27 protein-coding genes are annotated in these 26,881 nt (G+C 60.1%); 15 read left to right on the top strand and 12 right to left on the bottom strand.

Going from position 1 to position 26,881, the window contains the following annotated elements; all coding sequences use genetic code 11:
- Positions 1–69: 69 nt before the first annotated feature.
- Genes ntrC through dusB form a run of 3 tightly spaced genes read right to left on the bottom strand, consistent with a single transcriptional unit; the run spans position 70 to position 3,616 of the window.
- Entirely contained in the window at positions 70–1,494 is a 1,425-nt protein-coding gene (gene ntrC / locus G7A66_RS00855) for a nitrogen regulation protein NR(I) (RefSeq protein ID WP_174293810.1), read from the bottom strand.
- A complete protein-coding gene (locus tag G7A66_RS00850; RefSeq protein WP_332310455.1) occupies positions 1,491–2,603 on the bottom strand; it encodes a two-component system sensor histidine kinase NtrB in 1,113 nt (370 codons plus the stop codon). Before G7A66_RS00850 ends, ntrC begins: the two co-directional genes overlap by 4 nt.
- Positions 2,600–3,616: a tRNA dihydrouridine synthase DusB gene (dusB, locus tag G7A66_RS00845; RefSeq protein WP_174293809.1), complete on the bottom strand. Its 1,017-nt coding sequence runs from the start codon at positions 3,614–3,616 to the stop codon at positions 2,600–2,602. Before dusB ends, G7A66_RS00850 begins: the two co-directional genes overlap by 4 nt.
- Positions 3,617–3,693: 77 nt before the next feature.
- Between dusB and G7A66_RS00840 the strand changes: the two genes are divergently transcribed.
- Both G7A66_RS00840 and G7A66_RS00835 read left to right on the top strand, forming a co-directional pair.
- Positions 3,694–4,854, top strand: a complete 1,161-nt coding sequence (locus tag G7A66_RS00840; RefSeq protein ID WP_174293808.1) for a bifunctional 2-C-methyl-D-erythritol 4-phosphate cytidylyltransferase/2-C-methyl-D-erythritol 2,4-cyclodiphosphate synthase — start codon at positions 3,694–3,696, stop codon at positions 4,852–4,854.
- Between the two features lie 28 nt (positions 4,855–4,882).
- Positions 4,883–5,386, top strand: coding sequence for a CinA family protein (locus tag G7A66_RS00835; protein ID WP_174293807.1), 504 nt, complete (start codon positions 4,883–4,885; stop codon positions 5,384–5,386).
- Here the strand turns inward: G7A66_RS00835 and G7A66_RS00830 are convergent.
- On the bottom strand, positions 5,347–5,808 hold the full coding sequence (locus G7A66_RS00830; protein WP_174293806.1) for a type II toxin-antitoxin system RatA family toxin: 462 nt from the start codon (positions 5,806–5,808) through the stop codon (positions 5,347–5,349). The genes G7A66_RS00835 and G7A66_RS00830 overlap by 40 nt on opposite strands.
- On the bottom strand, positions 5,808–6,797 hold the full coding sequence (gene lipA / locus G7A66_RS00825; protein ID WP_174293805.1) for a lipoyl synthase: 990 nt from the start codon (positions 6,795–6,797) through the stop codon (positions 5,808–5,810). The genes G7A66_RS00830 and lipA overlap by 1 nt, the downstream gene beginning before the upstream one ends.
- A gap of 56 nt (positions 6,798–6,853) precedes the next feature.
- Here lipA and G7A66_RS00820 point away from each other — a divergent pair, with 56 nt between their 5' ends.
- Together G7A66_RS00820 and G7A66_RS00815 are read left to right on the top strand one after the other, a co-directional pair.
- Complete coding sequence (locus tag G7A66_RS00820; protein ID WP_174293804.1) at positions 6,854–7,519, top strand: carbonic anhydrase; 666 nt, start codon at positions 6,854–6,856, stop codon at positions 7,517–7,519.
- Between the two features lie 46 nt (positions 7,520–7,565).
- Positions 7,566–8,309, top strand: a complete 744-nt coding sequence (locus G7A66_RS00815) for an NYN domain-containing protein (protein WP_174293803.1) — start codon at positions 7,566–7,568, stop codon at positions 8,307–8,309.
- Between the two features lie 62 nt (positions 8,310–8,371).
- On the opposite strand, the gene G7A66_RS00810 is transcribed toward G7A66_RS00815, so the two are convergent.
- Complete coding sequence (locus G7A66_RS00810) at positions 8,372–9,670, bottom strand: hypothetical protein (RefSeq protein ID WP_174293802.1); 1,299 nt, start codon at positions 9,668–9,670, stop codon at positions 8,372–8,374.
- A gap of 319 nt (positions 9,671–9,989) precedes the next feature.
- Between G7A66_RS00810 and gyrA the strand changes: the two genes are divergently transcribed.
- Complete coding sequence (gyrA, locus tag G7A66_RS00805; RefSeq protein ID WP_174293801.1) at positions 9,990–12,788, top strand: DNA gyrase subunit A; 2,799 nt, start codon at positions 9,990–9,992, stop codon at positions 12,786–12,788.
- A gap of 49 nt (positions 12,789–12,837) precedes the next feature.
- Here the strand turns inward: gyrA and G7A66_RS00800 are convergent, their stop codons facing one another.
- A complete protein-coding gene (locus G7A66_RS00800) occupies positions 12,838–13,452 on the bottom strand; it encodes a lysoplasmalogenase family protein (protein ID WP_232366554.1) in 615 nt (204 codons plus the stop codon).
- Positions 13,453–13,569: 117 nt separating this feature from the next.
- Between G7A66_RS00800 and trmFO the strand changes: the two genes are divergently transcribed.
- Positions 13,570–14,928, top strand: a complete 1,359-nt coding sequence (gene trmFO, locus G7A66_RS00795) for a methylenetetrahydrofolate--tRNA-(uracil(54)-C(5))-methyltransferase (FADH(2)-oxidizing) TrmFO (protein WP_174293799.1) — start codon at positions 13,570–13,572, stop codon at positions 14,926–14,928.
- Between the two features lie 31 nt (positions 14,929–14,959).
- Here the strand turns inward: trmFO and G7A66_RS00790 are convergent, their stop codons facing one another.
- A complete protein-coding gene (locus G7A66_RS00790; protein ID WP_174293798.1) occupies positions 14,960–15,418 on the bottom strand; it encodes an EF-hand domain-containing protein in 459 nt (152 codons plus the stop codon).
- A gap of 26 nt (positions 15,419–15,444) precedes the next feature.
- Positions 15,445–16,014 carry a hypothetical protein gene (locus G7A66_RS00785; RefSeq protein WP_174293797.1) on the bottom strand — a complete coding sequence of 190 codons (570 nt, stop codon included), beginning with the start codon at positions 16,012–16,014 and terminating at the stop codon, positions 15,445–15,447.
- Positions 16,015–16,268: 254 nt separating this feature from the next.
- Here G7A66_RS00785 and G7A66_RS00780 point away from each other — a divergent pair, with 254 nt between their 5' ends.
- The 7 genes from G7A66_RS00780 (at position 16,269) to G7A66_RS00750 (ending at position 21,794) form a co-directional block, all read left to right on the top strand.
- Complete coding sequence (locus tag G7A66_RS00780; protein WP_174293796.1) at positions 16,269–17,597, top strand: pilus assembly protein TadG-related protein; 1,329 nt, start codon at positions 16,269–16,271, stop codon at positions 17,595–17,597.
- Entirely contained in the window at positions 17,594–18,061 is a 468-nt protein-coding gene (locus G7A66_RS00775; protein WP_174293795.1) for a TadE/TadG family type IV pilus assembly protein, read from the top strand. Before G7A66_RS00780 ends, G7A66_RS00775 begins: the two co-directional genes overlap by 4 nt.
- Before the next feature lie 35 nt (positions 18,062–18,096).
- Entirely contained in the window at positions 18,097–18,531 is a 435-nt protein-coding gene (locus G7A66_RS00770; protein WP_232366563.1) for a TadE/TadG family type IV pilus assembly protein, read from the top strand.
- Positions 18,532–18,632: 101 nt separating this feature from the next.
- A complete protein-coding gene (locus tag G7A66_RS00765) occupies positions 18,633–20,522 on the top strand; it encodes a TadE/TadG family type IV pilus assembly protein (RefSeq protein ID WP_174293793.1) in 1,890 nt (629 codons plus the stop codon).
- Positions 20,519–20,971, top strand: a complete 453-nt coding sequence (locus G7A66_RS00760; RefSeq protein WP_174293792.1) for a TadE/TadG family type IV pilus assembly protein — start codon at positions 20,519–20,521, stop codon at positions 20,969–20,971. The genes G7A66_RS00765 and G7A66_RS00760 overlap by 4 nt, the downstream gene beginning before the upstream one ends.
- Positions 20,950–21,102 carry a hypothetical protein gene (locus G7A66_RS00755; RefSeq protein ID WP_174293791.1) on the top strand — a complete coding sequence of 51 codons (153 nt, stop codon included), beginning with the start codon at positions 20,950–20,952 and terminating at the stop codon, positions 21,100–21,102. Before G7A66_RS00760 ends, G7A66_RS00755 begins: the two co-directional genes overlap by 22 nt.
- A gap of 71 nt (positions 21,103–21,173) precedes the next feature.
- The gene (locus tag G7A66_RS00750; RefSeq protein ID WP_206674998.1) at positions 21,174–21,794 is read left to right on the top strand and encodes a pilus assembly protein; all 621 of its coding nucleotides are present in this window, start codon (positions 21,174–21,176) and stop codon (positions 21,792–21,794) included.
- Positions 21,795–21,820: 26 nt separating this feature from the next.
- Here G7A66_RS00750 and G7A66_RS00745 read toward each other — a convergent pair whose 3' ends face one another.
- The 3 genes from G7A66_RS00745 to G7A66_RS00735 all read right to left on the bottom strand — a co-directional run bounded on the left by G7A66_RS00745 (position 21,821) and on the right by G7A66_RS00735 (position 24,939).
- Positions 21,821–23,224, bottom strand: a complete 1,404-nt coding sequence (locus tag G7A66_RS00745) for a pyruvate dehydrogenase complex E1 component subunit beta (protein WP_174293789.1) — start codon at positions 23,222–23,224, stop codon at positions 21,821–21,823.
- Between the two features lie 113 nt (positions 23,225–23,337).
- Positions 23,338–24,402: a pyruvate dehydrogenase (acetyl-transferring) E1 component subunit alpha gene (pdhA, locus tag G7A66_RS00740; protein ID WP_174293788.1), complete on the bottom strand. Its 1,065-nt coding sequence runs from the start codon at positions 24,400–24,402 to the stop codon at positions 23,338–23,340.
- Between the two features lie 213 nt (positions 24,403–24,615).
- Positions 24,616–24,939, bottom strand: coding sequence for an FtsB family cell division protein (locus G7A66_RS00735; protein WP_174293787.1), 324 nt, complete (start codon positions 24,937–24,939; stop codon positions 24,616–24,618).
- A gap of 172 nt (positions 24,940–25,111) precedes the next feature.
- Between G7A66_RS00735 and hppD the strand changes: the two genes are divergently transcribed.
- Complete coding sequence (gene hppD / locus G7A66_RS00730; RefSeq protein WP_174293786.1) at positions 25,112–26,242, top strand: 4-hydroxyphenylpyruvate dioxygenase; 1,131 nt, start codon at positions 25,112–25,114, stop codon at positions 26,240–26,242.
- Between the two features lie 8 nt (positions 26,243–26,250).
- Entirely contained in the window at positions 26,251–26,793 is a 543-nt protein-coding gene (locus G7A66_RS00725; RefSeq protein ID WP_174293835.1) for a VOC family protein, read from the top strand.
- The last annotated feature ends 88 nt before the right edge of the window (positions 26,794–26,881 follow it).

The raw sequence follows: 26,881 nt of genomic DNA, 5'->3' as shown, positions 1-26,881 counted from the left end.
GCTTACCATAGTTGCGCGGTTACAACTAAGCTGTTGCATATTTGCAAGAGCTAATCTGCAAACTGCAGATCAAACGCGCCGAGCGAACTTCTCTGCGGCAATATCGAGTTCACCAAGCCGCTTTCTCAGCGTATTCCGGTTGATCCCGAGAAGCCGCGCGGCTTGCAGCTGGTTCCCTTTCGAGACCGAAAGGGCATGCTCGAACAGCGGGCGCTCGAACGCGCTGATCGCTTCCTGGTACAGCGAGCCATCGGACGGCTGGTGATGATCGATCCAACGGCGCAGCATGTCGGTCAAGCCATCCGCCGCTCCCGAAGCCGAGCTCTGTTCCGGCGCATGTACCGTCAGCCGGACAAGGTCGGCCCCGATCAGGGTGTCTCGTGAAAGTAGTGCCAGGCGGAAGACAGTATTGCGCAATTCGCGAACGTTGCCGGGCCACGCGCCTGCTCGCATTATTTCAAGCGCTTCGGGCGAGAAGCTTCGCCGCGGCAGGCCTTCCTCCTCCGCCTGCATCAGGAAATGCAAAGCGAGAGGCTCGACGTCGTCGGACCGGTCCCGCAAGGGGGGCAGATGCAGGGGAACTACGTTCAGGCGATAGAACAAATCTTCGCGGAACAGCCCCTCCGCAATCAGAGGAGTCAAGTCGCGGTTCGTTGCCGCGACGATGCGAACGTCGACGGCGATGTCGTTGCGCCCACCGACGCGCCTGATCCGGCCGGACTGCAACGCTCGCAAGAGCCGTGTCTGCGCCTGCGGCGGCATATCACCGATCTCATCCAGGAAAAGCGTTCCGCCATTGGCCTGCTCAAACTTGCCGATCGCCTGCGTTATCGCGCCGGTGAACGCGCCTTTCTCGTGCCCGAACAGTTCACTTTCGATGAGATCCGCCGGAATGGCGGCAGTATTCACGGCCACAAACGGCCCGGTCTTGCGGGCACCCAATTGATGAATGGCTTCCGCGACAAGCTCCTTGCCGGTGCCGCTTTCCCCCAGAATCAGTACGGTGAGGTCATTGTTCATGACCCGCGTGATCATGCGAAATACGTGCTGCATGGCCGGGCTGCGGCCATGCAGGGGCAAAGCGCTCGCCGATGACGGCAACGGAGCGGGCAAGGCTCGCCCACTTCGATCCAGCGCCTGGCGCACGGCGAGCAGCAATTCGTCAAGGTCGAAGGGCTTGGGAAAATATTCGAACGCCCCGGCATCGCTTGCACGAACTGCGGTATCCAGCGAATTCTGAGCCGACAGAATTATGATCGGCAAATCGGGATTGTTGTCCTGCACGCTTTTCAGGCTGGTGATGCCATCCCCGTCTGGAAGTATCAAATCGGTCAGCATCACTCCGAATGCAGGATTCGCAAGCGCCTCGTCCCTGCTGGCGATGTCCGCGCAGTGGGTCACGACATGGCCGTCCTGCTTCAAGGCTTCGCTGATGACGGTGGCGATGCTCCGGTCATCCTCAACCAGCAATATCCGGTCCGCTGCCGCCGTCATGACGCCACTGCCAGATTGATGCGAAAAATCGTCACCCCTGCTCGTTCATCTCGCGCATAGGCGATCCTTGCGCCCATGTCGTTCAGCAGCTTGCGGACGAGTGGGAGGCCCAGGCCCTGCCCGCCGGGCTTCGTAGTGACGAATGGTTCGAACATCTGGTCGACAATCCCTGCTGGAACACCGGGACCGTTATCGGCCACGATTATTTCCAGCGGCAGACTTACCGAGTTGCCGCACTCGAGCGATTGATAGGACAGCCCGCTCGCAAAGCGGGTTCGAACGGTAACGCGCGGTTCCCTCGCCTCGGCGCAGGCGTGCAGCGCGTTCGTCATGAGATTGACTATGACCTGCTGCAGTGCGTCGCGGCTAGCATAGACATCAGGCAAGGACGGATCGAACTCCTCTATGATGGCTGACCCGCTGATATCCGCCGAGCGAACGGCGGTCAGAGCAGACCGGATGGGCAGATGCATGTTGAAGCGGGCGACCGGTTCTCGCTGGCTGCTGCCAAGCGCCTGCATGCGATCAATCAGCCTGGCGATCCGCGCGACCTCTTCCGAGATCAGATCGGTGAGGGTTTGATCTCCCGAAGAAAGTTTTCGCGCAAGCAACTGTCCCGCCCCCCGGATCGCCGCCAACGGGTTCTTTATCTCGTGAGCAAGGATCGAGGGGCCCCGTTGCAGGACAAGGGTATCAGCATGGTCCACCACATCGGAACTGCCGCCGTGCTTCGAACCGGATTCAGACAAGGTCAGCACCTTCCACCCATTGGCTGCCGGAAGCGGTGACATAGTCATATTCACCGTCAGAGTGGAGGAACCGATCGTTACTGCAATGCGCCGGGCGGTAAGGGAAACCTCGCTGCTTTCGACCCGTCGGCGCACCGCATCTTCACCGAAGATCACCGCGCTCTGTAGTGGCAAACCCAGCAGACGGGATGCACCCTGCCCCAACATCTCTTCTGCCGCGGGGTTGAGTTCAGCTATTGTCAGGTCAGGCCTGAGCAGAATAACGGCGAAGCTCATCCCCGCAATCTGGGTGGCAGCATCCGGTCGCTTGTCGCTATCCGCTCCGCAAGCCGGCTGCGCTGGCGAAGCCGGGGCCGTCACGCCGCACGGCGTCGCAGGAACGGTTCGTAAAAACGTTCGATTTCACCAAGAACCTGCCTCGGATCGTCAATGAAGTTGGCGTGATTGCGGAACTCCGCCGACCCATGCATCCCCTTGGTATACCAACCAAGATGCTTGCGGGCGATCTTCACGCCCACTTCCTCGCCATAATGTTCGAGAATGGCGCCGTAATGTTCGACAAGCACCTGATATTGTTCATCGAAGCTGGGCGTGGGCACGGTTTCGCCTGTACACCACCAATGCATCACCTGACCCAGCAGCCACGGCTTGCCATAGGCTCCCCGCCCGATCATCACGCCATCGGCGCCGGATTGGGCGAGAGCAATCGCAGCGTCTGCGACACCGCAGATGTCGCCGTTGGCGATTACCGGAACCGACACGGCGTCCTTCACCTTGCGGATGAAGGACCAATCCGCCTGACCCTTGTACATCTGGCAACGCGTTCGGCCATGAACGGTAATCAGCCTCGCACCGAGATCTTCAGCGATATGGGCGAGTTCGGGGGCATTCAGCGACTGGTGATCCCAACCCATCCGCATCTTGACCGTCACGGGAATCGAAACCGCTTCCACCGTCGCCTTGATCAATTCGGCGGCCAGCGGCAGATCGCGCATGAGCGCACTACCCGCGTCGCCATTCACCACCTTCTTGACCGGACAACCCATGTTGATGTCGATAATCGCCGCCCCGCGATCCTCGTTCAGCTTGGCCGCTTCAGCCATTTCACCGGGCGAACATCCGGCAAGCTGGACCGATACCGGTTCTTCAGCGGGATGCCAGGCAGCCTTCTGCAGCGACTGCCGCGTTTCGCGGATCATCGCCGGACTGGCGATCATCTCGGTCACGTTGAGGCCCGAACCGTAGCGGCGAACCAGCGTTCGAAACGGCATGTCCGTCACGCCCGTCATGGGCGCGAGAACGACCGGACAATCTATGGTGATCGATCCGATGGCGATGGGCTTCGGGGCCATAGGGGCGGAAATGTCGGTCATGTAATCAGGTGCCTGTTTATTAGGCAGCCGCATAGTGGATTGCGGGAACTGGGGCAAGCAGTTAGGTCCGCCTGTTGATGAACCAGATCAAAGAAGCAGCGTCCGACAGCACAGCGTTCGCGGCAATTGTCGTGGCGGCCGGGCAAGGTCTGCGAGCAGGCCAGCGCTTGCCAAAGCAGTTCGCCAACTGGCGCGGCAAACCCCTGCTGCGACATTCGATCGAGCGTCTGATCGCCAGCGGCGCCTCGCCCATCATTGTCGTCATTCCACCAGATGGCGAGGACATCGCAAGGCAGGCACTGTCCGGACTTGCCGATTTGCGCTTCGTGCCGGGCGGCGCGTTGAGGCAGCAATCGGTAGCGGCGGGACTGGAAGCTCTTGCCGACGATTCCCCGGGCAAAGTCCTGATCCACGATGCCGCGCGGCCCGATCTGCCGGTTGAAGTAATCGAGGCCTTGCTCGCTGCACTTGACCGACACGATGGCGTAATCCCCGTTCTGCCCGTCGTCGACAGCCTTGTCATAACGATGGGCGGCATGATGTGGGGTACCGCCGACCGTGAAACAGTGCGCCGCGTACAGACGCCGCAGGCGTTCCGCTACGGTCCCATCCTTGCCGCTCATCGTGCGGCTCCCGCTGATCTGGGCGCCGGGGATGATGCTCAGATTCTGCAGGCGGCGGGTGGAGAGATCGCGTTGGTCGCAGGAGACGAACGCTTGAAAAAGATTACCTTTGCCGAGGATTTTTCCGATGGACTGCCGCCTTTGCGAGTAGGTTCGGGCTATGATGTGCACCGCCTTGCGGAAGGCGAAGAACTCTGGCTCGGCGGGATCAGGATACCGCATACTCACGGGCTGGCGGGCCATAGCGATGCCGATGTGGCTATCCATGCGATTGTCGATGCACTGCTGGGCGCTGTAGCCGAGGGCGACATCGGCAGCCATTTTCCGCCGAGCGATCCGCAATGGAAAGGCGCGTCATCCGACAGGTTCCTGCAGCATGCTGTCAGACTGGTGGCGGAGGCCGGATATTCGGTCGGCAACATCGACCTGACGATCATCTGCGAAGCGCCGAAAATCGGTCCGCATCGCTCGGCAATTCGGAGCAGGCTCGCAGGCCTGCTGGAGGTGCCGGAAGACCGGGTCAGCGTAAAGGCGACAACGACCGAACGGCTTGGCTTCACCGGACGCGAAGAAGGTATGGCGGCACAGGCAACTGCAACGGTCGTTCTTGGCTGATGCCGCCCTATCTGGCAGAACAGGCAGAATGACAGCTGAAACCATCCTGCCGCAAGAGATCGCCGACATGGCCGCGCGAGTGATCGAGGCGAACAGGGCCGAGGGGCGAACAGTCGTGCTGGCGGAAAGCTGTACAGGCGGCCTCGTCGCTTCCGCCCTGACCGAGATACCGGGATCTTCCGCCGTGCTGGACCGGGGCTTCGTCACCTATTCTAACGAAGCCAAGATGGAATCTCTGGGTGTCTCCAGCGATATTATCGAGACCTTCGGCGCGGTGTCGATCGCCTGCGTCTGGGCAATGGCGCAAGGCGCGCTCAGACACAGCAATGCCGATGTGGCCGTGGCCATCAGCGGTGTTGCCGGGCCTGGCGGCGGGACCGCTTTAAAGCCGGTAGGTACCGTTGTATTTGCCCGTGCGTTGCGCAACTCCGAAGCCGAGCCTGAGGGAGAGCTGCGGCAACTGAACGGTGCCAACCGCGCCGAAATTCGCCGTCAGGCTACGCTGGTCGCGCTGGAACTGTTGCTGCCGTAAAGCGCATCGGCGCGTGCTTCGAATGCCGTGACCATCTTGCGAAAGGCACGGTCGAAATATTGCCCTGCCAAGGCTTCGAACACGCGGTTCTTGAACGCGAAGTCGACATTGAAATCGATCTCGCATCCGCCATTATCGCGCGGAGTGAACACCCAGCTGTTGTCGAGGTCTCGCAAAGGACCGTCAACGTAATGAACGTCGATGCGGCGCGGCCTGTCCTTCGTGACCTTCGATGTGAACCGCTCACGAATCGCCTTGAAACCGACCAGCATATCGGCAGTCAATTCAGTGTCGCTGTCGGACCGGACGCGCGTGGCGATCACCCAGGGAAGAAAGTCCTCGTAGTGCCCAACATCTGCGACGAGATCGAACATCTGCTCGCAACTATACGGCAGAACACGCTTTTCCTTGATGCCCGGCATCAGCCTGTAACCTTCGCTGCCGCCGCCTCCGCAGCGCGGGTTTCGGCCTTGGCCAGCTTCGTTTCGCGGGCGCTTCGCATCTGCGCGAAGTCTTCACCCGCGTGATAGCTCGAGCGGGTCAGAGGGCTCGATGCGACCTGCAGGAACCCCTTCGCCCGCGCGATCGCGCCATAAGCGTCGAACTGCTTGGGAGTGACGAAATCCACGACCTTGGCATGTTTGGGCGTAGGCTGCAGATATTGGCCCATCGTCATGAAGTCGATATCGGCGCTGCGCATGTCGTCCATCACCTGATGAACTTCCAGCCGCTGTTCGCCAAGGCCCAGCATTATGCCGGACTTCGTGAAAATCAGCGGATCATGGGCCTTCACTTCTTCCAGCAGGCGCAGTGAAGCATAATATCGCGCGCCCGGCCTGATGGTGGGATAAAGGCGCGGTACGGTCTCCAGATTGTGATTGTAGACATCGGGGCCGGCTTCACAGATGGCTTCGACCGCCGGACGCATCTTGTTGCGGAAATCGGGCGTCAGGATCTCGATAGTCGTATCCGGTGTCTCGCGGCGCAGAGCCTTGATCACCTTCACGAACTGGTGCGCACCGCCGTCCGGCAGATCGTCGCGATCGACAGAGGTGATGACAATATGTTCCAGACCCAGCTTCGCCGCTGCAATAGCTGTGTGCTCCGGCTCCAGCGGGTCGACCATGCGTGGCATGCCGGTCTTTACGTTACAAAAGGCGCAAGCGCGTGTGCAGACATCGCCCAGGATCATCACCGTGGCATGTTTCTTGGTCCAGCATTCACCAATGTTCGGGCAAGCCGCTTCCTCGCATACCGTATTGAGGTTGAGATCGCGCATCAGCTTGCGCGTTTCCTGGAACCCCTTGCTCGTGGGTGCCTTTACGCGAATCCAGTCGGGCTTGCGCTGGCGGGGCGCACGGTCCTGCGGCACAGGCTGCGTCGTCGGGGAGAAATCATTCATGCGGCCCATCTAGTGCGCAGCGCACGATCTTGCCAGTCCTGTATCGACACGGCATGACAATGCCCATGACAGACTCCAAATCAGCAAAGTCGCACTCTCCTGAAATCAGCGGATTGATCGAAGGTTATCGCAGGTTTCGCGATGTGGGCTGGACCCCTCACCGCGAACGCTGGGCCTCTCTCGGCGAAGGGCAGGAACCGAGGGTGATGGTCATCGCCTGCTCCGACAGCAGGGTCGACCCGGCACAGATTTTCGATGTCGACCCGGGGCAGATTTTCGCCGTGCGCAACGTCGCTGCTCTGGTTCCTCCCTATGAAACCACCCCTGGCCGCCATGGCGTATCGGCAGCGCTCGAATTCGCCGTGCAGGTGCTGAAGGTGAAAGAAATCGTGGTCCTCGGTCACGGGCTTTGTGGCGGTTGCCACGCTGCCCTGACGCAGGAATTGCGCGGGAGCGGAAAAGGCGAAGGCGGCTTCATCGCCGACTGGATTGCGCTGCTCGACGAGGCGCGGGAGGAAGTGGTGCGGGAACATGGTGCAGAGGGTCGCGATGCGGAACGGGCCATGGAACTGGCGGGCGTGCGTGTCAGTCTGAACAATCTTCGCAGCTTCCCCTATGTGCAGCAGAAGGAGCAGGCGGGCGATCTTCGCCTGAGCGGAGCGTTCTTCGCAATCAGCGATGGAATCCTGCACTTGATGGACAATGACGGCAGATTCGCCCCCGCTCTTTGACGAGGCGATCACCTGAATGAGATAGCTCTACAAGAAGGACCCGGCATTGCCCGAAGAGAACCTGAAAAACATAGCTTTGCTGATCGATGCCGACAACATCAACCCTAACGGAATCGATCCCGTCCTGACCGTGATGGCCGAACTGGGCCAGGTGAACATCCGCCGTGCCTATGGCAATTTCTCGAAGCCGGCCCTGTCGAAATGGGGCAACCTGACGCACAAGTTCGGCATCCAGCCCAAGCAGCAATTCGATATGACGCGCGGCAAGAATGCCACCGACATGGCCATGACGATCGACGCCATCGACCTTCTGTACCAAGGCAAAGTCGATGGCTTCGGCATAATGAGCAGCGACAGCGATTTCACGCCGCTCGTCACCCGCCTGCGGCAGGACGGCCTGCTTGTTTATGGCTTCGGAAGCGCCAAGGCACCCGAGGCCTTTACCAGCGCGTGCACCCGCTTCATCGATATCGACAAGTTAATCGGTACCGTTAACCGGGACGAACGGGAACAGCCCGCGCGGGATCCTTCAGGCAAGCAGCAGGACGATGATAGTGGCCTTGACCAGGATCTGATCGACTTGCTTGGGGCGGCATGGAAGGCCGCGAAACGCGATGATGACGGATTCGCCAAACTGCAGGAAGTGGGCCAGATCGCTGGCAACAGGTCCAGCTTCGATGTCCGAAACCACGGGTACAAGAGACTGTCGGAACTGGTTCGGGCAGCGAGCGACAATTTCAAGCTGGAAAAGCGTAATGGCAACCAATTGTATGTGAAGCGCCTCAGATAGGAAAATGGCGCGATCCCGTGAGGAACCGCGCCATCTTCACTTTCTATGAAGTTCTGGTCGAATTACTGACCGGAAGCCTCCTGCATCGCATAGGTGCTCCAAAGGCGTGCAATCGCCTGACGCGCACCTTCGACCTTTGTAAAAGTGGCATTAGCTTCAGCGGTATTGCCCTGATCAAGCTGAGCAATGCCAAGGCGCGTCAGCGCAAGGGCCGCATTGACATTGGGCTTGGCCAAAGCAACCCGGTAAAGCTCTTCGGCCTTGGCGGGCTGGTTGTCGCTAAGGTAGGCGTCACCTGCCGCGATTGCGACTTGTGCGCTGCCGCTGGCCGAACGGGCATCGGCCTCGAGGCTGGCGAAGTCCTCGCGCACCAGGCTTGCGCCGCTGCGGGACATGGTCTCGGCTTCGTTCACGTAACGGTCGGAAGAATTGAGCAGACCGGCGGCCTTGCCCTGCTCGATTACGCGGCCGACCTCGATGGGAAGCCGCCGCGGATCGGCGGTTTCGATGTAGTCGACGTAATCGCGTGCAGTGCGCAAGGAATTCGTACGCTGTGAAAGACGAAGCAGGTCGAGCAGTTCTTCGTCCCCATACGCATTGTTGTTGCGCAGGATCCCAACTGCATCACCCCAGTTCTGAGCCGAAGGGTAGTACTGCACGAGCAGGCGGCTGTAATTTTCCGCCTGAGGCGCCATGTCTGAATTATAGGCGATGGAGAGGCCGCGCTTGATCCAGTTCTCGTCGACTGGCTGCCCCGCATCCACGCGCGCCTGAATGGCCCGGTCGAGATATTCCAGACCTGCCTGATTGTTGTTTTCCGCGAAATAGCTTTCCGCGATCAGCGTCTGGGGATTGTTCTCGGTCCAACCGGCCGCGATTGCCTGTTCGATATAGGAACGTGCCGCCGGATAATCCTCTTGCTGATAGGCCAGTTGGCCGGCCAGAAAGTTGTACCGCCCCACATCGGCCGCAGGCAGCTTTCCGCTGTCGATCAGCATGGCGACAGCCTCGCGCTGCAAGGCCATGTCCTGAGCGTCGCGACCGATCGAATATATCAACTGACCAGCGGCGAACCGATCATCGGCTGTCTGGGCGGCTGCCTTCAACGCGGGCACCGATCCGACTGCACCAGCAGCATTGCCTGCAGCGGTGATCTGCTCCTGGATCGGCTGATAGGCCGCTATGAAGCCTTTCGAGTAATCCTTGGCTTCGCCTGCTTCAGCTTTCTTCTTTTTTTGTGCGAAAGCAGGCGCTTCCAGTGCGGTCACACCGACGGCTGCGCCCGTCGCCAGCGCAATGGCCAGTGCGAAGCGCGAAACCGGCCTGGCGCCGCGGAAAGTCGAACCGATAATCGAAGTCATGAAGTAGTCTCCCTTGAAATTCCGGGTGTTCCGGGCTTAACGCCTGATGGCACGGGTAGTTTCAGCATCCCTTGCCTGACCCATTTGCCTGTGCCCTATGCATTTGCGGCTGAACCGATTTTGAATGGCGCTGGCAGGCTGTTGCCCGCCCGCTGGCACATAGACGAGGCGGGTCTCGCAAACTTATGTGGAAAACGGCCGCCTCGCCCCGCGTCGACAGCAGCTATCGGTGGCCTATCGCGGCGCCATGCCCTAAGCTGTGCGACTTAACGCTGAACCGTGGCCTTGCACGCCACGCTACTAACGGATCAGGCCCGCCTTGAGCGACGACATTCAAACCATAGTTCCGCCCGCAACGCCGGGTGACCACGGCCGTATCGACATCGTCGAGGAAATGAAGGCAAGCTATCTCGATTACGCGATGAGCGTGATCGTCAGCCGCGCCCTGCCCGACGTGCGCGACGGATTGAAGCCGGTTCATCGGCGGATCTTGTTCGCCAGCCAGGAAGGCGGCTTCGTCGCTGGGCGGCCCTATCGCAAGAGCGCCAAGATCGTCGGCGACACGATGGGCAACTACCATCCGCACGGCGATTCCTCGATCTATGATGCACTCGCGCGGATGACCCAGGACTGGTCGCTTCGCGTGCCGCTGGTCGATGGTCAGGGCAATTTCGGCTCGATGGATCCCGATCCGCCCGCATCCATGCGCTACACGGAGGCACGCCTGGCACGCGTCGCCAACATGCTGCTGGACGATCTCGACAAGGATACCGTCGATTTTGCGGACAATTATGACGGTTCGCGGCGTGAGCCGACGGTACTGCCCGCCCGCTTCCCCAATCTGCTCGTCAATGGCGCAGGCGGGATCGCGGTCGGCATGGCCACCAACGTGCCGCCGCACAATCTGGGCGAGGTCATCGACGGCTGTTTTGCCTTCATGGACAATCCCGGGATCACCTCGGAAGAACTTTTCGCCATCATTCCCGGGCCGGATTTTCCGACCGCACCGCTGATCCTTGGCACCGCTGGCGCGCGGTCCGCTTACATGACGGGCCGCGGTTCCATCCTCATGCGTGCCCGGCACGAGATCGAGGAAGGGAAAGGCGGACGCGGCGAAGGTCGTCGTGCCATCATCTTCACTTCGATCCCGTTCCAGGTCGGCAAGAACAGCCTGGTGGAAAAGATAGCCGAAGCCGCCAAGGAAAAGCGGATCGAGGGCGTGGCGGATATCCGCGACGAGTCGAGCCGCATGGGCGTTCGCGTCGTCGTCGACCTGAAGCGCGATGCTACGCCAGAGGTGGTGCTCAACCAGATCTGGCGGCACACGCCGGCCCAGTCCAGCTTCCCCGCCAACATGCTGGCCATCCGCGGCGGACGCCCCGAGACGCTGTCGCTGCGCGATATCATCGCGTCCTTCATTGCTTTCCGCGAGCAGGTCATCACCCGCCGCACGAAGTTCGAACTGAACAAGGCGCGCGACCGGGCACACATTTTGCTTGGCCTCGTGGTCGCTGTATCCAATCTCGATGAAGTGGTCGCGATTATTCGCGGAGCCTCGAACCCGGCTGCTGCACGCGCCGCGCTGCTGACGCGCGACTGGCCCATCGGCGACATCGCGCAATATATCCGTCTGGTCGAAGCGATCGAGCCTGACAGCGAGCAGGAAGGTGGCACCTATCGTCTTTCGCAGCGGCAAGTGAAGGCCATCCTCGACCTTCGCCTGCATCGCCTGACCGCACTCGGCCGTGACGAGATCGGCGAAGAACTGAAGGAGCTTTCCGACCAGATCGCGGGTTATCTCGAGATCCTTGCCGACCGGCGCAAGCTGTATGAGGTCATGCGCGGCGAGTTGCAGGAAGTGCGCGACACCTATGCAACCCCTCGCCTGTCGCAGATCGCACCTGCCTGGGACGGGCTTGACGATGAAGATCTGATCGAACGCGACGAGATGGTCGTTACCGTCACGCTGGACGGTTACATTAAGCGGACCCCGCTTTCGACCTTCCGCGCCCAGAACCGTGGCGGCAAGGGCCGCGCCGGCATGGCAACGAAGGAAGAGGACGCGGTCAGCGAGATGTTCGTGACCAGCACGCATAATCCTGTCCTGTTCTTCTCGAACAAGGGTAAGGTCTATCGCCTCAAGGTCTGGAAACTGCCGGAAGGCACGCCGACGACGCGAGGCCGCCCCATCGTCAATCTACTGCCTTCTCTGGAAGAGGGGGAGACTATCCGTACGGTTCTGCCCCTGCCCGAGGATGAGGAGAGCTGGGGCAGCCTTAACGTCGTTTTCGCCACCGCGCGCGGGAACGTGCGGCGCAACGGCATGGACGCATTCACCAACATTCCCAGCAACGGCAAATTCGCCATGCGCTTCGATGATGACAGCAACGACCGCCTGATCGGCGTGGCGCTGCTGGAATCGGGCGATGATGTCTTGCTGGCGACGCGCCTTGGCCGGGCGATTCGCTTCGACGCCGAAGATGTTCGCGAATTTCGCAGCCGCACATCGACCGGTGTGCGCGGCATGCGCCTGCGTGACGATGACGAGGTTGTTTCGCTTTCAATCCTGCATGGCGGCTCCGCCTCGCCAGAGGAACGCGACGCCTACCTGCGCGTAGCGCCCTGGAAGTCCGATGGTGGCGGCGACTCCCTGTCCGAAGAGCATAGCGACATGGCGGAGAAGGAGGAGTTCATCCTGACCATTTGCGCCAATGGCTACGGCAAGATGTCGTCTGCCTATGAATACCGCCGATCGGGTCGCGGAGGCCAGGGCGTCACTAACATCGACAATATTGAACGCAACGGGCCCGTGGTTGCGAGCTTTGCCGCGACCAAGGATCACCAGCTGATGCTGGTGACCGATCAGGCGAAGCTCATTCGCATTGGCCTCGACAGTTTGCGGGTCATCGGCCGGGCAAGCTCGGGCGTGCGCCTGTTCAACGTCGGCAAGGGCGAACACATCGTCAGCGCCGTTCGCCTCGACGATGATGAAACACCTGAAAACGAAGCGGAAGAGGCCATCATCGAGGAGATCGTCGGCCGGCAAACCAACGTAACCGCCCCGCACACGACGGTGGATCGGGACGACAATCTCGATGAAGACGAAGCGCCGGAATAGTTCTGCACGAATTGGCCGGAGGCGGGGAGCTGCGCCCCGCCCCCGGCATTTATCGCCTCGCAGGGGCTTCACGGCGGAGTGTCTGAATGACCCCGGTGGCGATCAGGAACTGCCCGGAATAGTAAAACGGCCACGTCAGCCAGTCGGTCAGGCCTACGTCCAGATCTCCGCCGACCCGGGCGAAAATCAGGAGGTTGGATATGACAATCAGGACTGCGCCCGTGCCCGTTCGATAACGCGGGAATCGGCTCATCCAGGCCGCACCGGCCATGCCGCCGAGCACAAGCGCGTAGATGGCGATGGTTGTGGAAAGCGTTAACAGCCACGCGATCATCGGTGTGAAGATCAGGAGGCCGACAGCTGCGAGTTTCTGGCTGAAAGCGAGCTGGTGACGCAGATTGCGCAAATACAGCGCCAACGCGGCGACATGGGCTGCGAAGAACAGCCCTCCCCCCGCACCGAAATACAGCTCCAGCGTCATGTCGGCCACGGCCGAGAGCGCCATCACCAGCGCGAGCAAACGGGCATCGGGCAGATGGCTCTTGCGTGCAGCGTAGACCGCTAGCGACCCGGCAGCCAGCCCCTTGATGATAATGAGAAACAGGCCACCAAGTCGCCCATCCATCAGGAGAAAATACGCTATGGCAGCACTTATGCTCAGCAAAAGCCAGGGCCGGTGGTCCGCCAATGTTCTTCGCATTTCGCCTCAGGCCCTCAATCCAAATCTGCTTGCGATGCTTGGCCTTGAACAGGATGGGGCGCAAGGACTAGACGCGTGGACATGACGCATGACATCCACATCATCGGCGGCGGCCTTGCCGGAAGCGAAGCCGCATGGCAGCTGGCCAGGCGCAGCTATCGCGTACGCCTGTCCGAAATGCGCGGCGGGGGCGACCGCACGCCTGCTCACCACACCGACGGTTTGGCCGAACTTGTCTGCTCCAATTCCTTCCGGTCGGATGATGACGAGAAAAATGCGGTCGGCCTCCTCCACCACGAGATGCGGCGGCTCGATTCGCTCATCATGGCAGCGGGGGAGGTGGCGCGCGTTCCGGCCGGTTCCGCCATGGCAGTCGACCGTGATGCCTTTTCGGCTGAAGTGGAACGCCGCCTCGCCGGTCACGACAACATCACTATCGTACGGGAACGCATCGACAACCTGCCCGATGCCGGACCGACCATCATCGCCACAGGGCCGCTGACGGCAGCATCCCTCGCCGGCAGCATCGGCCGGGCCACGGGCCAGGACAGCCTCGCCTTCTTCGATGCCATCGCCCCCATCGTCCACCGCGAATCCATCGACATGGACATCTGCTGGTTCCAGTCGCGCTGGGACAAGAATTCAAGCTTCGAGGGCGAGCAGGAGGAAGCGGGCAAGGATTACATCAACTGCCCGATGAATAAGGACGAATATCTCGCCTTCCACCAAGGCTTGCTGGAGGGCGAGAAAACCGTCTTCAAGGAATGGGAAGCAAACACGCCCTATTTCGAAGGCTGCATGCCGGTCGAGGTGATGGCTTCCCGCGGCGTCGACACATTACGCTTCGGCCCCATGAAGCCCGTCGGCTTGGATGATCCGCGGACGGGCCGCTGGCCGTACGCCGTCGTCCAGCTTCGGCAGGACAACCGCCTCGGCACGTTGTGGAACATGGTCGGCTTCCAGACCAAGCTGAAGCACGGCGCACAAGTGGAACTTTTCCGCACGATCCCGGGATTGCAGAACGCCGAATTCGCGCGGCTGGGCGGTCTGCATCGCAACACGTTTCTCAACGCGCCTCTCGTGCTCGACCGGCAGTTGCGCCTGAGAGAGGCTGGTCACATCCGCTTCGCCGGGCAGATTACCGGCTGTGAAGGTTATGTCGAAAGCAGCGCGATCGGATTGCTGGTCGGGCTGATGGCGGCAGCAGAACTGGCAGGTGAAACATGGATCGCTCCGCCGCCGACCAGTGCCATGGGTGCGTTGCTCAGCCACATCACCGGTGATGCCGAAGCAGAGACCTATCAGCCGATGAATGTCAATTTTGGCCTGTTTCCGCCGCTGCACGATGTGAAGAAGAAGCAGCGCAAGGAAGCATACACGACCCGGGCGAAGGCGGAGTTCGGTGCCTGGCTAACAGAGGGGGAGCCGGTGCCCGCCTGAGCAGGTTCCTGGCTTGGGCAGGCAATTACATTCAGCAGCGACAAGCCGGTTTGGCCCTTCGCTTGGGAGCGGTAGTTGCGAATTCATCCGGGCTTAGTTCACGGTTCCCATCGCCATCCGCCCCTTCGAACTTGTCGACCGTGGTTACTGCCCATTCCTCGAATGTGAGCAGATTGTTGCCGTCCCTGTCCAGCTTGCGGAAGGCGGCGGTGCGGCTCGACAGCATTTCCGACCGCGTGATCTTCAGATCGCGGTTGCGGTCGTAACGAAAAAATCGTTTTTGCTCGCGCGAGAGTTCGGTCACTTCCGGCAGGGCCGGGCCGCGCAACCCGGTCACGTCAGCTTCCGGCAATTCGTCGTCCGGGGGCTGAACGGTAGCCGGTTCGGGAGGCGGTGCACCTTCTTCGACCTGCGCCCTGCCCTGCCACCAGAACAGGCCTATGCCGACCATCAGCAAGGCAAGAACGTCGCCCAAGACCATGCGGTTCATTATTCCAACTTTCGTCACAAAGGCTCTTAGCGACCAGCAATCCCGATCCGCAGCGCGAGACCGAAGGCACCTGCGTCCGGCAGTAATTCGGCATCACCGCGCCGCAAGGCCCTCTGACTCAATCCGCGCAGAATCGCCAGTGGACGCATGGCGCGGGGTAGCGTGCCGCCGCTCGAGGAAGTAGCAACTGCAGTTTGGACCGCGGCGCGCTCCTCACCATCATGCAAGTGCATGGCAAGGTCGCCAAGCACCCAATTTCGAGCGGCAGCCGTGGTATTCCCCACGAAGCCATCCTGGGCGAGAGCGGTTGCGAGCGTCACCCACCCCGCGGCCCTGCCATCGGCATAGGCCATGATGGCAGGTGGGGTCAGATCATCGGAGACTAGCACTTCCCAGCCATCTACCATCGCGCTCAGCCCGCTTGTAGAGCCGGGCCAGTTCCCCAGCCGCTCCAGCAGCGGCTCTCCCTTGGGCCAGCCGGATGGATTTTCGCCCAAGCGATCGCGCCACCAGGCGAGCTTTATCTGGGCGATCAGGGGTTCGCCATGCTTGCGCAGAGTTTCGGCGAGACGCAGATCGAGAAGCATCAGCGTCAAAGTCGGATCCCGAGCGCCCTTCGGTGCGTACGAAAGCGCCAGCCGATATGCCAGGGGAAGAGAATCGAGCTGTTCGGAAAGCATGGCGCCATTCGCCACCCGCTCACGGTAGTGTCAATCTTTGCATGGCGCTTTCCTCAGCTGCGAAAGCGGGACTCACCACCCATTAACCACGTGTCTTCGCGTCCTGATTACCAAATGCTGCGAGGAGGAGTTCGTTAAGGCGTTACACACCGGAATTCGGGGGGCGATATATGGGGACTTTTCGCAAGATCCTCGCCAATTTGGCGAAGAGCCGTGGCGGCAATGCTACATTGCTGATGGCCGTAGGGATGCCCGCGCTCATCGGTGGGGCGGGTCTGGCAACCGATTTTTCCCAATATTATCTCTGGAAACGTGAGTTGCAGCACGCGGTCGACCAGGCCGCAATCGCCGGCGCCTTCGCCCTCGCCTCGGATCGTGAGGCGCTTTATGATGACCGCGCCCTGCAGGAATTTTCGGCCAATATGGGCGTAACGGAAGACTTCGCAGGCGATCCGACCGTGCAACTTGCCGATTATGGCGGCGGGACCGGCAATTCCGTCGTGGTTCGCATTTCCGCAACGCGTCGGCTGCCCTTCAGCAGCTTCCTCACCGACTCTCCTTTGCTGGTAGAGGCAGCGGCGCAGGCGACATGGCGTAAGGGCGATTCATTCGCAGCCTGCGTCAAGGCGTTGAGCGAGGACGGTACCGGCATCTCGGTCGACAATGGCGCCAAGGTGAACGCCAAGTGCGGCCTGGCTGCCCTGTCCTGCCGCAAGCACAAGGTGACGGATGAGATCGGCACGGGATATGCGATCGAGATTGCTGAAAACGCCGAGGTGGATGTCAACTCCATCACCGCGTGCGGCGACATCAAGGCACCGGACGGCCTTCCGGTCACCCCCGGCGTTTCGGGGCTGGTGGACGAATATAAGGACTTGCCCACGCCGCAGCCGGAGGACACTACCAAGCGCTCACTTGATTGCAGCACAGGCAAGAACAAGACCGCAAATCCAGTGCCAGGCGTTTATTCAGGCTTCGTGGCCAAGTGCCAGGTGACAATGAAGCCAGGCACCTATGTCATCGATGGCGGCGTTCTGGACCTCAGCACCAATTATCCGATTACGGGCACCGGTGTCATGTTCATCCTGAAGAATGGCGCGCAGCTGAAGCTTGGCGGAACGGGCAACACCGGCAATCTGGTAGAGTCGCCGATTTCCCTCACTCCGATGACCTCCTCGCAGTTCCTGACCACTCCCAACGAGCCCTACGCCGATCGCTACGCCGGAGTGCTGATCTTCGAAGACAAGAACAGCAAGATCGGCGGAGAGAACCAGAAGCACGTCATCAACGGCAATACGAAGGGCGCGATCGAGGGGCTGATCTACACGCCGGCGAACACCATCCGCATCAACGGCGGTGCGCAGGTTTCGGGCAATTGCCTCTTGATCTCGGCGAGCAGGGTGGAAGTCGGCGGCGGCGCGGAATTGTCCACCTTCTGCCCGACCGATGAATCGCTGAGCGGCGGTTACGTCAAGGGCGGAGTGAGGCTGGTCGCATGATACAGCGGATCTCAAACCGGCTTCTTCGCAACAGTAGCGGAACGGTGATCATCGAAACGGCCATCGTTGCGCCGGTCCTTGCCCTGCTCGCGCTGGGTGCGTTCGAAATCGGGAGCATCGCTTCGCGCTATCAGGTTCTGGAAAGCGGGGCTGCTGAAAGCGAGATGATCATGCTCACCTTCGCCGATGGCGGTGTGAAGGATACGTCGAAAATGGAACAGGTCATCGCTGCTTCACTGAACATCGCCGGTGCCGAGGCTGCTGACAAGGTGCAGATCGAAACCCGTTTCCGCTGCAATACGGAAACCGTGACTTACGCAAGCCGAAGCAGCTGTGCGACGGACGACCTTGTTTCGGAAATGCTGATATTAAATCTGCGAGATCGTTATACGCCCACATGGACCAGCTTCGGAGTTGGAAGCCCTGTCGATTTCAACATCGAACGTTCGGTGCAGGTCGAATGAGCGCGGCACTCTCAGGGCGCCCGATCGTGCGGTGGATGCATCGACTATTGTGCGACCGCAGGGGCGGTACCCTCGTTGAATTCGCGCTGCTGGCGCCCGTCATTATCGCCATGCTGCTGGGCGTTCTGCATGTGGGTTTGCAGATGCAGAATTCCAGCGCGCTGAAATCCATCGCTAGCGACACTGCTCGCAGTGTAGCTGTCGATTATCAGAAGAGCCTTCTGCTAACGAATGAACAGATCGTCGGCCGGGTTCATTCGATTGCCTTCAATGTTCCCTATTCCCTCAATAGCAACCGGCTTTCTGCGACGGTTACAGATGTTACGAGCAGGATCGAAGGCGCTCAGGAAAAGCGCCTGACACTCGCCTACACAATGCCGAGCTTCCTGCAGGTAATCGGCATAGGCGATCAGCCGATGACCTATTCTCGTCCCATCTTTCTCACGACCCTTAGCGCCCCTGCGCCGTGATACGACGAAGGTGCTTCAGGGCTTCTCCGCTCCTGATGTGATGAAGATGTTGACCCTGTAAATTTACGATGTTTACAGGGCTGCCATGCCAGGATGCGCAGATGGTCGACGAGGGCAAGCAGATAAGCCGCACATTGATTGGCAGTCTGGCGCGGGACACATCCGGCAACGCCCTGGCGCTGATAGCGACGGCCATGTTTCCCTTGCTCGCGATGGTCAGCGGCGGCGTGGACATGAGCCGCGCCTATCTGTCGGAGGCAAGGCTGCAGCAAGCCTGCGATTCAGGCGTGCTTGCAGCGCGAAAGAGGTTGGGTTCGGAGGCGTCCGTCACCGGACTGCTCCCCGACGGTGTCGCCGATGTGGGACAACGGTTCTTCAAAGTGAACTTCCGTGACGGTGCCTATGGCACGTCCGAACGGAATTTCGAAATGGAACTCGGCGAAGATTATTCCATCGCGGGGCAGGCCGAGGTCGTCATGCCCACGACCATCATGCACATGTTCGGGTTTGAAAACATCCCGATCAAGGTCAATTGCCTCGCACAGTTGAGTTTCAACAACACCGACGTGATGATGGTTCTGGACGTCACGGGCTCCATGGCGGAAACCAACCCGGGTGACGCGCAGTCACGTATTGATACGATGCGCGCGACAATCCTCTCCTTCCATGCCCAGCTGCAGCAAGCAGCCATGGCGGGTACACGGATGCGTTACGGTTTCGTGCCTTACTCGACCAACGTGAATGTCGGCCACTTGTTGCGCGATGAATGGGTTGGCGACGAATGGGCCTATCAGTCCCGCGAAATTGTCGAAACCGGTTCGACCACTAGCAACGCGACCTATTACTCTGCCGTGACACCGGTCAGCGGAACGCAGGGAACGAGCATCAGCGAAACCTATGCGGCGTCCTTCGACGAGCTGAAGGGCTATTACTGTCCGACGCGCCCCCCCAACACCCTGAAGACGCAAACCAAGAAAACGTCGCAAATGGACGAACCCTTCGCAGGCCCGCCAGAAGGTAAACGGACCATCACGACTTATAAGCGAACGCGGGATGGCGACACCTACTCCGTGCGGGTGAAAGGCTCTGCCTGCGAGGTTTCTCGAACGCGCTATGTCAAATATGTGGACACCTATACCGCGACCACCGAACCCCGTTTCGGGAGCTCTACGAAGTTTCTCTACGATCAACTTCCCCGCGATGTGTTCAATTGGCGAGAGGAAACCCTGGGCTGTATGGAAGACCGCGAAACTTACGAGATCGGCAACTATGACAATGTCAATCTCGGGCGGGCGCTCGACCTCGACATAGATCGTGTGCCTCTGCAGGGCCAGCCAGAGACGCAGTGGCGCCCGATGTACCCCTCCATCATCTATGCTAGGGAGATGGAACGGAACGGGAACGGCAAGTTCAATCCGAAGAAAGTGGAAAGCTCGAAAGACTTTATCGCGCCGGCCAAGCTCGGGTCGGCCGCATGCCCCGCGCCGGCGATGAAACTGACGCCGCTGGGCGAGGAAGAACTTTCCGACTATCTCGACGGGCTTGCAGCAACCGGAAGCACTTATCACGACATCGGCATGATCTGGGGCGGCCGGCTGATATCGCCAACCGGGCTGTTCGCCGCCGAGAATGCCGATGGCACCAATGGACATGTAAACCGCCACCTCATCTTCCTGACCGACGGTCAGACCGCCACCCTGGACGTAAGCTATTCAAGCTACGGAATGGAGCCGGTCGATCAACGCCGCTGGAGTCCCAAGTCCAAGCTGACACTGAACGAAACGGTCGAGCGCCGCTTCGCCTTCGCCTGCAGCGAGGTGCGGAAGCGGAATGTCACGATCTGGATCATCGGCTTCGGCACGGAACTCACACCCGTGATGAAAAACTGCGCGGGCGAAGGCCAGCATTTCGAAGCCGAGGATGCCGACCAGCTCAACGTGACCTTTGCGACAATTGCCAAAAACATGAGCCAGCTGAGGATCCTGGAATGAGCAGGTTGCAGACTTTCTGCGGCGATCAGAACGGATCGGCAGTGGTGGAGTTCGCGATGATTGCCCCGGTCCTTCTGATGACCTTGGCGGGCGTGCTCGACATGAGTTACAATTATTATGCGCAGGCTCAATTGCAGGGTGCGGTTCAGCATGTCGCTGGCCTTTCCACGGTCGAGGGGGCCGAGTTCCGGCACGAGGATCTTGACAGGGCGGTCCGCGATGCCGTGCACCGGATCGTGGCGGATGCCGAGCTTGAGATTTCACGATCTTCCTACGCGAACTTCTCCGACATCGCCCAGCCTGATGATTTTACCGATGTCGACGACAAAGGTGTTTGCAATGATGGCGAACCTTTCGAGGATGCGAACGGCAACGGTTTTTGGATGAGGACCGCGGATCCGCCGGGTTCGGCAGCGCCCGCGATGCGGTGCTCTACGTCGTCAACGTGACCTACCGGCGGGCGTTCGGAGCAGGCGGGCTGATCGGTCTTCCCGATGTTGCGACATCGGCCAGCACCGTATTGCGAAACCAGCCCTACGGCGAACAGGCTGACAAATCCGGCGTGGGCCACTGCGCGTGATCGGCCGCTCTTGTGCTTTTCCCCTGCAAGGCCTGCTGCGCCGGCTGGTCCGGTCCCGGTCGGGTCTGGCGATGATGGAGTTCGCGCTGGGTGCGCCTCTGCTGATAACGGCCAGTCTGTGGGGGGTGGAATCTGCGAACCAGGCGATTATGCAGATGCGTATCAACCAGATCGCGGTCATGCTCGCCGATAATGCTTCGCGCATCGGCGAACGTTCGTTGCTAGGCGCGACGAAGATCTACGAGAGCGACCTGAACGATGTTCTGCTAGGCGGGCAGTTTCAAGGGGGTAATGCCGCCGATCTTTATGAGAACGGGCGTGTCATCCTTTCGAGCCTCGAGGTCGTTCCCAAGACAACGGGCGACCAGTACATCCGCTGGCAGCGCTGCAAGGGGAAGCTCGAACATCAATCATCATACGGCGACGAAGGCGACGGCGCGCACGGCGGATTTCCAGGCATGGGTCCGGAAGGCGCGGAAATCATCGCCTTCCCCGGCGAAGAAGTAATGTTTGTCGAGGTTGCGTATGAGTATCAGCCGCTGATCTCGACACATTCTTCCAGCATCGGCACTATAACAGCCACTGCTGCCTTCAACGTGCGCGACAACCGTGACCTGTCGCAGATATATCAGCGCGACATTTCACAACCCGATCCGGTCATGAACTGCACGGCTTTCGACGATTTCAGCTAGGCTCCGCAACGCCAGGATAGACAGGGTCAATCCTTGTAGCAGACCCGCTTCGCTGCTGCGACGATCGCCTCGCTGTCGAGCAGCGCCAGCTTCTCCAGATTGGCCGCATAGGGAAGCGGCACGTCTTCGTTGCACACGCGCAGCACAGGTGCATCGAGATGGTCGAAACCATCCTCCATGCAGATGGCCACGATTTCAGACGCGATGGAGCAGGTCGGCCAGCCTTCTTCGGCCACGATGACGCGGTTGGTTTTCGCCAGGCTGTCGAGAACCGCCTGCCGGTCGAGTGGGCGCAAGGTACGAAGGTCGATAATCTCGGCATCGATCCCATCTTCTGCAAGAGCTTCCGCGGCTTCGAGAGCAAGGCCGACGCCGATGGAATAGGTGACGATGGTGACGTCGCTACCTTCGCGAACGATGCGCGCCTTCCCGATCGGCAGGACATGGTCGTCAAGTTCGGGCAATTCGAAATTACGCCCGTAAACCAGTTCGTTTTCCAGGAAAACCACGGGAGCCTCGCAGCGGATTGCCGCCTTCATGAGGCCCTTGGCATCGGATGAATCATACGGCGCAATGACGATCAGGCCCGGCACGCTTGCGTACCAGGGGCCGTAATTCTGGCTATGCTGTGCCCCCACGCGGCTCGCTGCTCCATTCGGACCGCGGAAGACAACCGGGCAGCGCATCTGACCACCGGACATGTAGTTCGTCTTTGCGGCGCTGTTCACGATGTGGTCGATCGCCTGCATCGCGAAGTTGAAGGTCATGAACTCGACGATCGGGCGCAACCCGCCCATGGCAGCCCCGCATCCGATGCCTGCAAAACCATATTCGGTGATGGGCGTGTCGATGACCCGCTTCGGACCGAATTCGTCCAGCAGGCCCTGCGTCACTTTGTAGGCACCTTGATATTGGGCAACTTCCTCGCCCATGATGAACACGCGGTCGTCGCGCCGCATTTCCTCGGCCATGGCGTCGCGCAGCGCCTCGCGTACGCTGACTGTCGCCATGTTGGTACCCGGCGGAATCTCGGGATCGGTAACCGGCTCGCTGCGCTTCTGAGGCGCGGTCATGTCGGCGTTGCCCTCTTTACGCCCCACGTCCTTGCCTTCGCCGACTACATCCTTTGCCGGTGCCGGTGCAGGTTTCTTGCCGGCGTCTGCCGTATCCATGTCCGAGACATCTTCGCCCTCGCCCGCGAGCATGGCGATTACCGTTCCGACTTTCACATTGTCGGTACCCTCTCCGACAAGGATCTTCCCGACCGTGCCTTCGTCGATCGTCTCGACTTCCATCGTCGCCTTGTCCGTCTCGATCTCGGCGATGATGTCACCGGGCGCGATCGTATCGCCTTCCTTCACGAGCCATTTCGCAAGGGTCCCTTCCTCCATGGTCGGCGAAAGAGCAGGCATTTTAATTTCGATTGCCATCAGAAGGCCCTGGTATGCTGGTGTTGTAATGGAAAACCGCTCGTAATGCTGGCGGCGGAAGTATCGAAGGCGGGGTCAGGATGGTTCATCGCACCTGGTCTCGTGGGCCGCCATCAGTAGGTACCGACCAGAACATCAGTGTGCAATTCGCTGGGCTCCGGTTCGGGAGAGCTTTCGGCGAAATCGGCAGCTTCTGCAACACGGGCCCGGATTTCCTTGTCGATCGCCCTCAAATCATCCTCGCTACGGCCGCGCTCAATCAGCTCCTTCTTCGCTTTCTCGATCGGATCGTTATGTTCGCGCTGACCCTGCACCTCGTCACGGGTGCGGTACTTGGCCGGGTCGGACATCGAATGACCGCGATAACGGTAGGTATTCAATTCCATCAACACCGGACCGTTGCCCCCGCGAACATGCGCCAGCGCGATCTCGGCAGCGTTCCGCACTTCGAGTACGTCCATGCCGTTCACATCCATTCCGGGAATGCGGAAAGCGGTGCCGCGCTTGTAGAATTCCGTCTCTGCGCTGGAACGCGCCGTGCTGGTGCCCATCGCATATTGATTATTCTCGACCACGAACACGATGGGCAGCTTCCACAGGGATGCCATGTTGAACGTCTCGTAGACCTGGCCCTGGTTCGCGGCGCCGTCGCCGAAATAGGCGAGGCAGATGCCCCCATCTTCGCGATATTGGTGCGCAAGTGCCAGCCCGCCGCCCAGAGCCACCTGGGCACCAACGATGCCGTGGCCGCCATAGAACTTATGCTCGGTCGAAAACATGTGCATCGACCCGCCCTTCCCCTTGGAAATCCCGGCCTGCCGACCGGTCAGTTCCGCCATGATGACGTTGGGGTCGATACCATAGGCCAGCATGTGCCCATGATCGCGATAGCCCGTGATCACGCTGTCCTTGTCATTGTCGAGCGCGCTTTGCAGACCGATCGCGACTGCTTCCTGCCCGATATAGAGGTGGCAGAAACCGCCGATCAGGCCCAATCCGTATAGCTGCCCCGCCTTTTCCTCAAACCGGCGAATAAGCAGCATCTGCCGGTAGAACTCGAGCAGTTCGTCGTCGCTCGCATAGTAGCGGGGGCTCTCGTCATGGGCGTTCTGCAAAGACCTGAGGGGCATGTCTTCGGAACCGGATCGGGCTTCGGTCTCGGTGGGGCCGTCTGTCATCGCTGCGTAGTTCCTGCCTTGCGCATGGCCGTCTCGAGATTGTTCATCTGCGAACCGGCGGATCGGCCAGGCTGTGTCGCCCGGCAATTACGCTACGGCTATAGGAGGCAATCGGTCCTGCGCGCAACGGCCAAGCGCCAAGTTTTCGGCTGATTTATCGTAAGGACCGCCGATGCAGCCTGATCGCAGCGGCCACATCCTCTGCCGGCTTCGTCAGGGCGCTGTATCGTCCAGCGTGATCAGCACTTCATCGGGATGCGCCACGTTCAACTTCTCCCGCAGCAATTCTCCGACAAGATCGGGATCGGCCCTGTCCGGGTTCAGCAGCGCGACCCGGTTCTGCAAAGTATCACGCCGTTCGGTTATTTCGGCGATCTGCGCCTGCCTTTGATCGAGCAATTGCAGATGCTCGCTCCACGCAAGAAGTCCACTCGGCCCGGCAATCGCCAATCCACCCAGCACCAGCAGGACAAAAAGCGCGAGGCCTTGCGTCCATTGCTCCTTCGGCAGGCTGATTTTGTGGCTGCGGCGTTTCACAATTCAGGTGAATCACAAAGCAGCCATACTGGCAAGCAATTTGTGGGATCGACGTCCTGATCATAGAGCGCCAGGACGATGAAGCGCCAGAGCCTTGCGACCGATCACCTTGCATTTCCGGCGCATTTCCCCATATTGGTTGCAATAGTAACCAGTTACAGGTGGGCAGTTCATGGCAGATCTCTTCGAAAATCCTCTGGGGCTCGACGGCTTCGAATTCGTCGAATTCTCCGCGCCGAAGAAGGGCGTGCTGGAGCCAGTGTTTGAAAAGATGGGCTTCACGATGGTCGCCCGACACAGGTCCAAGGACGTCCAATTGTGGCGTCAGGGCGGCATCAATCTGATCGCCAATTACGAACCGCGCAGCCCCGCAGCCTATTTCGCTGCCGAGCACGGTCCGTCCGCCTGCGGGATGGGTTTTCGCGTCAAGGACGCCGCCGCCGCCTATGCCGAGGCGCAGAAGCGCGGTGCCGAACCGGTACACACGGAAACCGGCCCGATGGAACTGAACATTCCTGCCATTCGCGGCATCGGGCATTCGCTCATTTACCTGATCGACCGCTACGCAGACGAAGGCGGCGAAGGCCTTTCCATTTACGACATCGACTTCCAGTATGAAGACGGTGTCGAGCGCTGGCCTGCGGGCGCAGGCATGAAGGTGATCGATCACCTCACGCACAATGTCTATGGCGGGCGCATGGCGCATTGGGCCGATTTCTACGAGCGCATCTTCAATTTCCGCGAGATCCGCTATTTCGACATCAAGGGTGAATATACGGGTCTGACCAGCAAGGCGATGACGGCGCCTGACGGCAAGATCCGCATCCCGCTGAACGAGGAAGGTTCGGGCGGCGGCGGCCAGATCGAGGAATATCTGCGCGAATACAATGGTGAAGGCATCCAGCACATCGCGCTTGCAAGTGACGATCTGTACCGCAGCTGGGACAGGCTGAAGGAAGCAGGCACGCCCTTCGCGTCCAGCCCGCCTGCGACCTATTACGAGATGCTCGACGATCGTTTGCCCGGCCATGGCGAACCGGTCGAGGAACTGAAATCGCGCGGCATTCTGGTCGATGGTTCGACAGAGGACGGCGACCCGCGATTGCTGCTGCAGATCTTCGGCCAGACGGTTATCGGGCCTGTCTTCTTTGAATTCATTCAGCGCAAGAAGGACGAAGGGTTCGGCGAAGGCAACTTCACGGCCTTGTTCAAGTCCATCGAAGCCGATCAGATGAAGCGCGGAGCGCTGAAAACCGATGCCGGCGAAAAGCAGGCCGAGATCGTGAAGGGAGATGCTTCATGAACCCTGAAATGACCCACCCCATCAAGCTCGGCGGCGTTCATCATGCAGCCTATCGGTGCAAGGATGCGAAAGAGACGGTCGAGTGGTATCAGCGCGTGCTGGGTATGGAATATACCTCCGCATTCTCGGAAGATAAGGTGCCGTCGACCGGCGAACACGATCCGTACATGCATGTATTCCTGGACGCCGGTAACGGCAACATCCTGGCCTTCTTCGAGCTCCCTACCCAGAAAGACATGGGCCGGGACGAGAATACACCGAAATGGGTTCAGCACCTCGCCTTCAAGGTCGAATCGGAAGAGGCGCTTCTCGCAGCCAAGGCACATGTCGAGGATGAAGGGATCGAAGTGCTCGGCCCGACGCATCACGGCATCTTCAAGTCGATCTATTTTTTCGATCCCAACGGGCACCGGGTGGAACTCGCCGCCGACATTGGAACGGATGAACAATATGCCGAACTGAAGCGGGTCGCGATGCCGATGCTGGAAGAATGGAGCCAGACCAAGAAGGCACCGCGCCACGCCGACTGGTTGCACAAGGCAAATCAGTAAACGCCGTCTTAAATACCAGAACAGGCCACTGCTTCGTATTCGAAGCAGTGGCCTTTTTCTTGAGCCATGACATTTCGACGCAGTCGGC

The organism is Alteripontixanthobacter muriae, assembly GCF_013336795.1.
Taxonomy (GTDB): Bacteria; Pseudomonadota; Alphaproteobacteria; order Sphingomonadales; family Sphingomonadaceae; genus Pseudopontixanthobacter; species Pseudopontixanthobacter muriae.
The sequence above is the reverse complement of the archived record's forward strand: the minus strand, read 5'-3'. Positions and strand labels throughout refer to the sequence as shown.

Excerpts from the sequence above, each read along its gene's own strand:
- ntrC (WP_174293810.1), bottom strand. The coding sequence starts at position 1,494 with ATGACGGCGGCAGCGGACCGGATATTGCTGGTTGAGGATGACCGGAGC.
- G7A66_RS00765 (WP_174293793.1), top strand. The coding sequence starts at position 18,633 with ATGGTCGACGAGGGCAAGCAGATAAGCCGCACATTGATTGGCAGTCTG.
- G7A66_RS00780 (WP_174293796.1), top strand. The coding sequence starts at position 16,269 with ATGGGGACTTTTCGCAAGATCCTCGCCAATTTGGCGAAGAGCCGTGGC.
- G7A66_RS00835 (WP_174293807.1), top strand. The coding sequence starts at position 4,883 with ATGACAGCTGAAACCATCCTGCCGCAAGAGATCGCCGACATGGCCGCG.
- G7A66_RS00790 (WP_174293798.1), bottom strand. The coding sequence starts at position 15,418 with ATGAACCGCATGGTCTTGGGCGACGTTCTTGCCTTGCTGATGGTCGGC.
- dusB (WP_174293809.1), bottom strand. The coding sequence starts at position 3,616 with ATGACCGACATTTCCGCCCCTATGGCCCCGAAGCCCATCGCCATCGGA.
- G7A66_RS00750 (WP_206674998.1), top strand. The coding sequence starts at position 21,174 with ATGATGGAGTTCGCGCTGGGTGCGCCTCTGCTGATAACGGCCAGTCTG.
- G7A66_RS00820 (WP_174293804.1), top strand. The coding sequence starts at position 6,854 with ATGACAGACTCCAAATCAGCAAAGTCGCACTCTCCTGAAATCAGCGGA.
- G7A66_RS00830 (WP_174293806.1), bottom strand. The coding sequence starts at position 5,808 with ATGCCGGGCATCAAGGAAAAGCGTGTTCTGCCGTATAGTTGCGAGCAG.
- G7A66_RS00810 (WP_174293802.1), bottom strand. The coding sequence starts at position 9,670 with ATGACTTCGATTATCGGTTCGACTTTCCGCGGCGCCAGGCCGGTTTCG.
- G7A66_RS00745 (WP_174293789.1), bottom strand. The coding sequence starts at position 23,224 with ATGGCAATCGAAATTAAAATGCCTGCTCTTTCGCCGACCATGGAGGAA.
- G7A66_RS00770 (WP_232366563.1), top strand. The coding sequence starts at position 18,097 with ATGCATCGACTATTGTGCGACCGCAGGGGCGGTACCCTCGTTGAATTC.
- hppD (WP_174293786.1), top strand. The coding sequence starts at position 25,112 with ATGGCAGATCTCTTCGAAAATCCTCTGGGGCTCGACGGCTTCGAATTC.
- G7A66_RS00760 (WP_174293792.1), top strand. The coding sequence starts at position 20,519 with ATGAGCAGGTTGCAGACTTTCTGCGGCGATCAGAACGGATCGGCAGTG.
- G7A66_RS00840 (WP_174293808.1), top strand. The coding sequence starts at position 3,694 with ATGAACCAGATCAAAGAAGCAGCGTCCGACAGCACAGCGTTCGCGGCA.
- G7A66_RS00725 (WP_174293835.1), top strand. The coding sequence starts at position 26,251 with ATGACCCACCCCATCAAGCTCGGCGGCGTTCATCATGCAGCCTATCGG.
- G7A66_RS00775 (WP_174293795.1), top strand. The coding sequence starts at position 17,594 with ATGATACAGCGGATCTCAAACCGGCTTCTTCGCAACAGTAGCGGAACG.
- trmFO (WP_174293799.1), top strand. The coding sequence starts at position 13,570 with ATGACGCATGACATCCACATCATCGGCGGCGGCCTTGCCGGAAGCGAA.
- pdhA (WP_174293788.1), bottom strand. The coding sequence starts at position 24,402 with ATGACAGACGGCCCCACCGAGACCGAAGCCCGATCCGGTTCCGAAGAC.
- lipA (WP_174293805.1), bottom strand. The coding sequence starts at position 6,797 with ATGGGCCGCATGAATGATTTCTCCCCGACGACGCAGCCTGTGCCGCAG.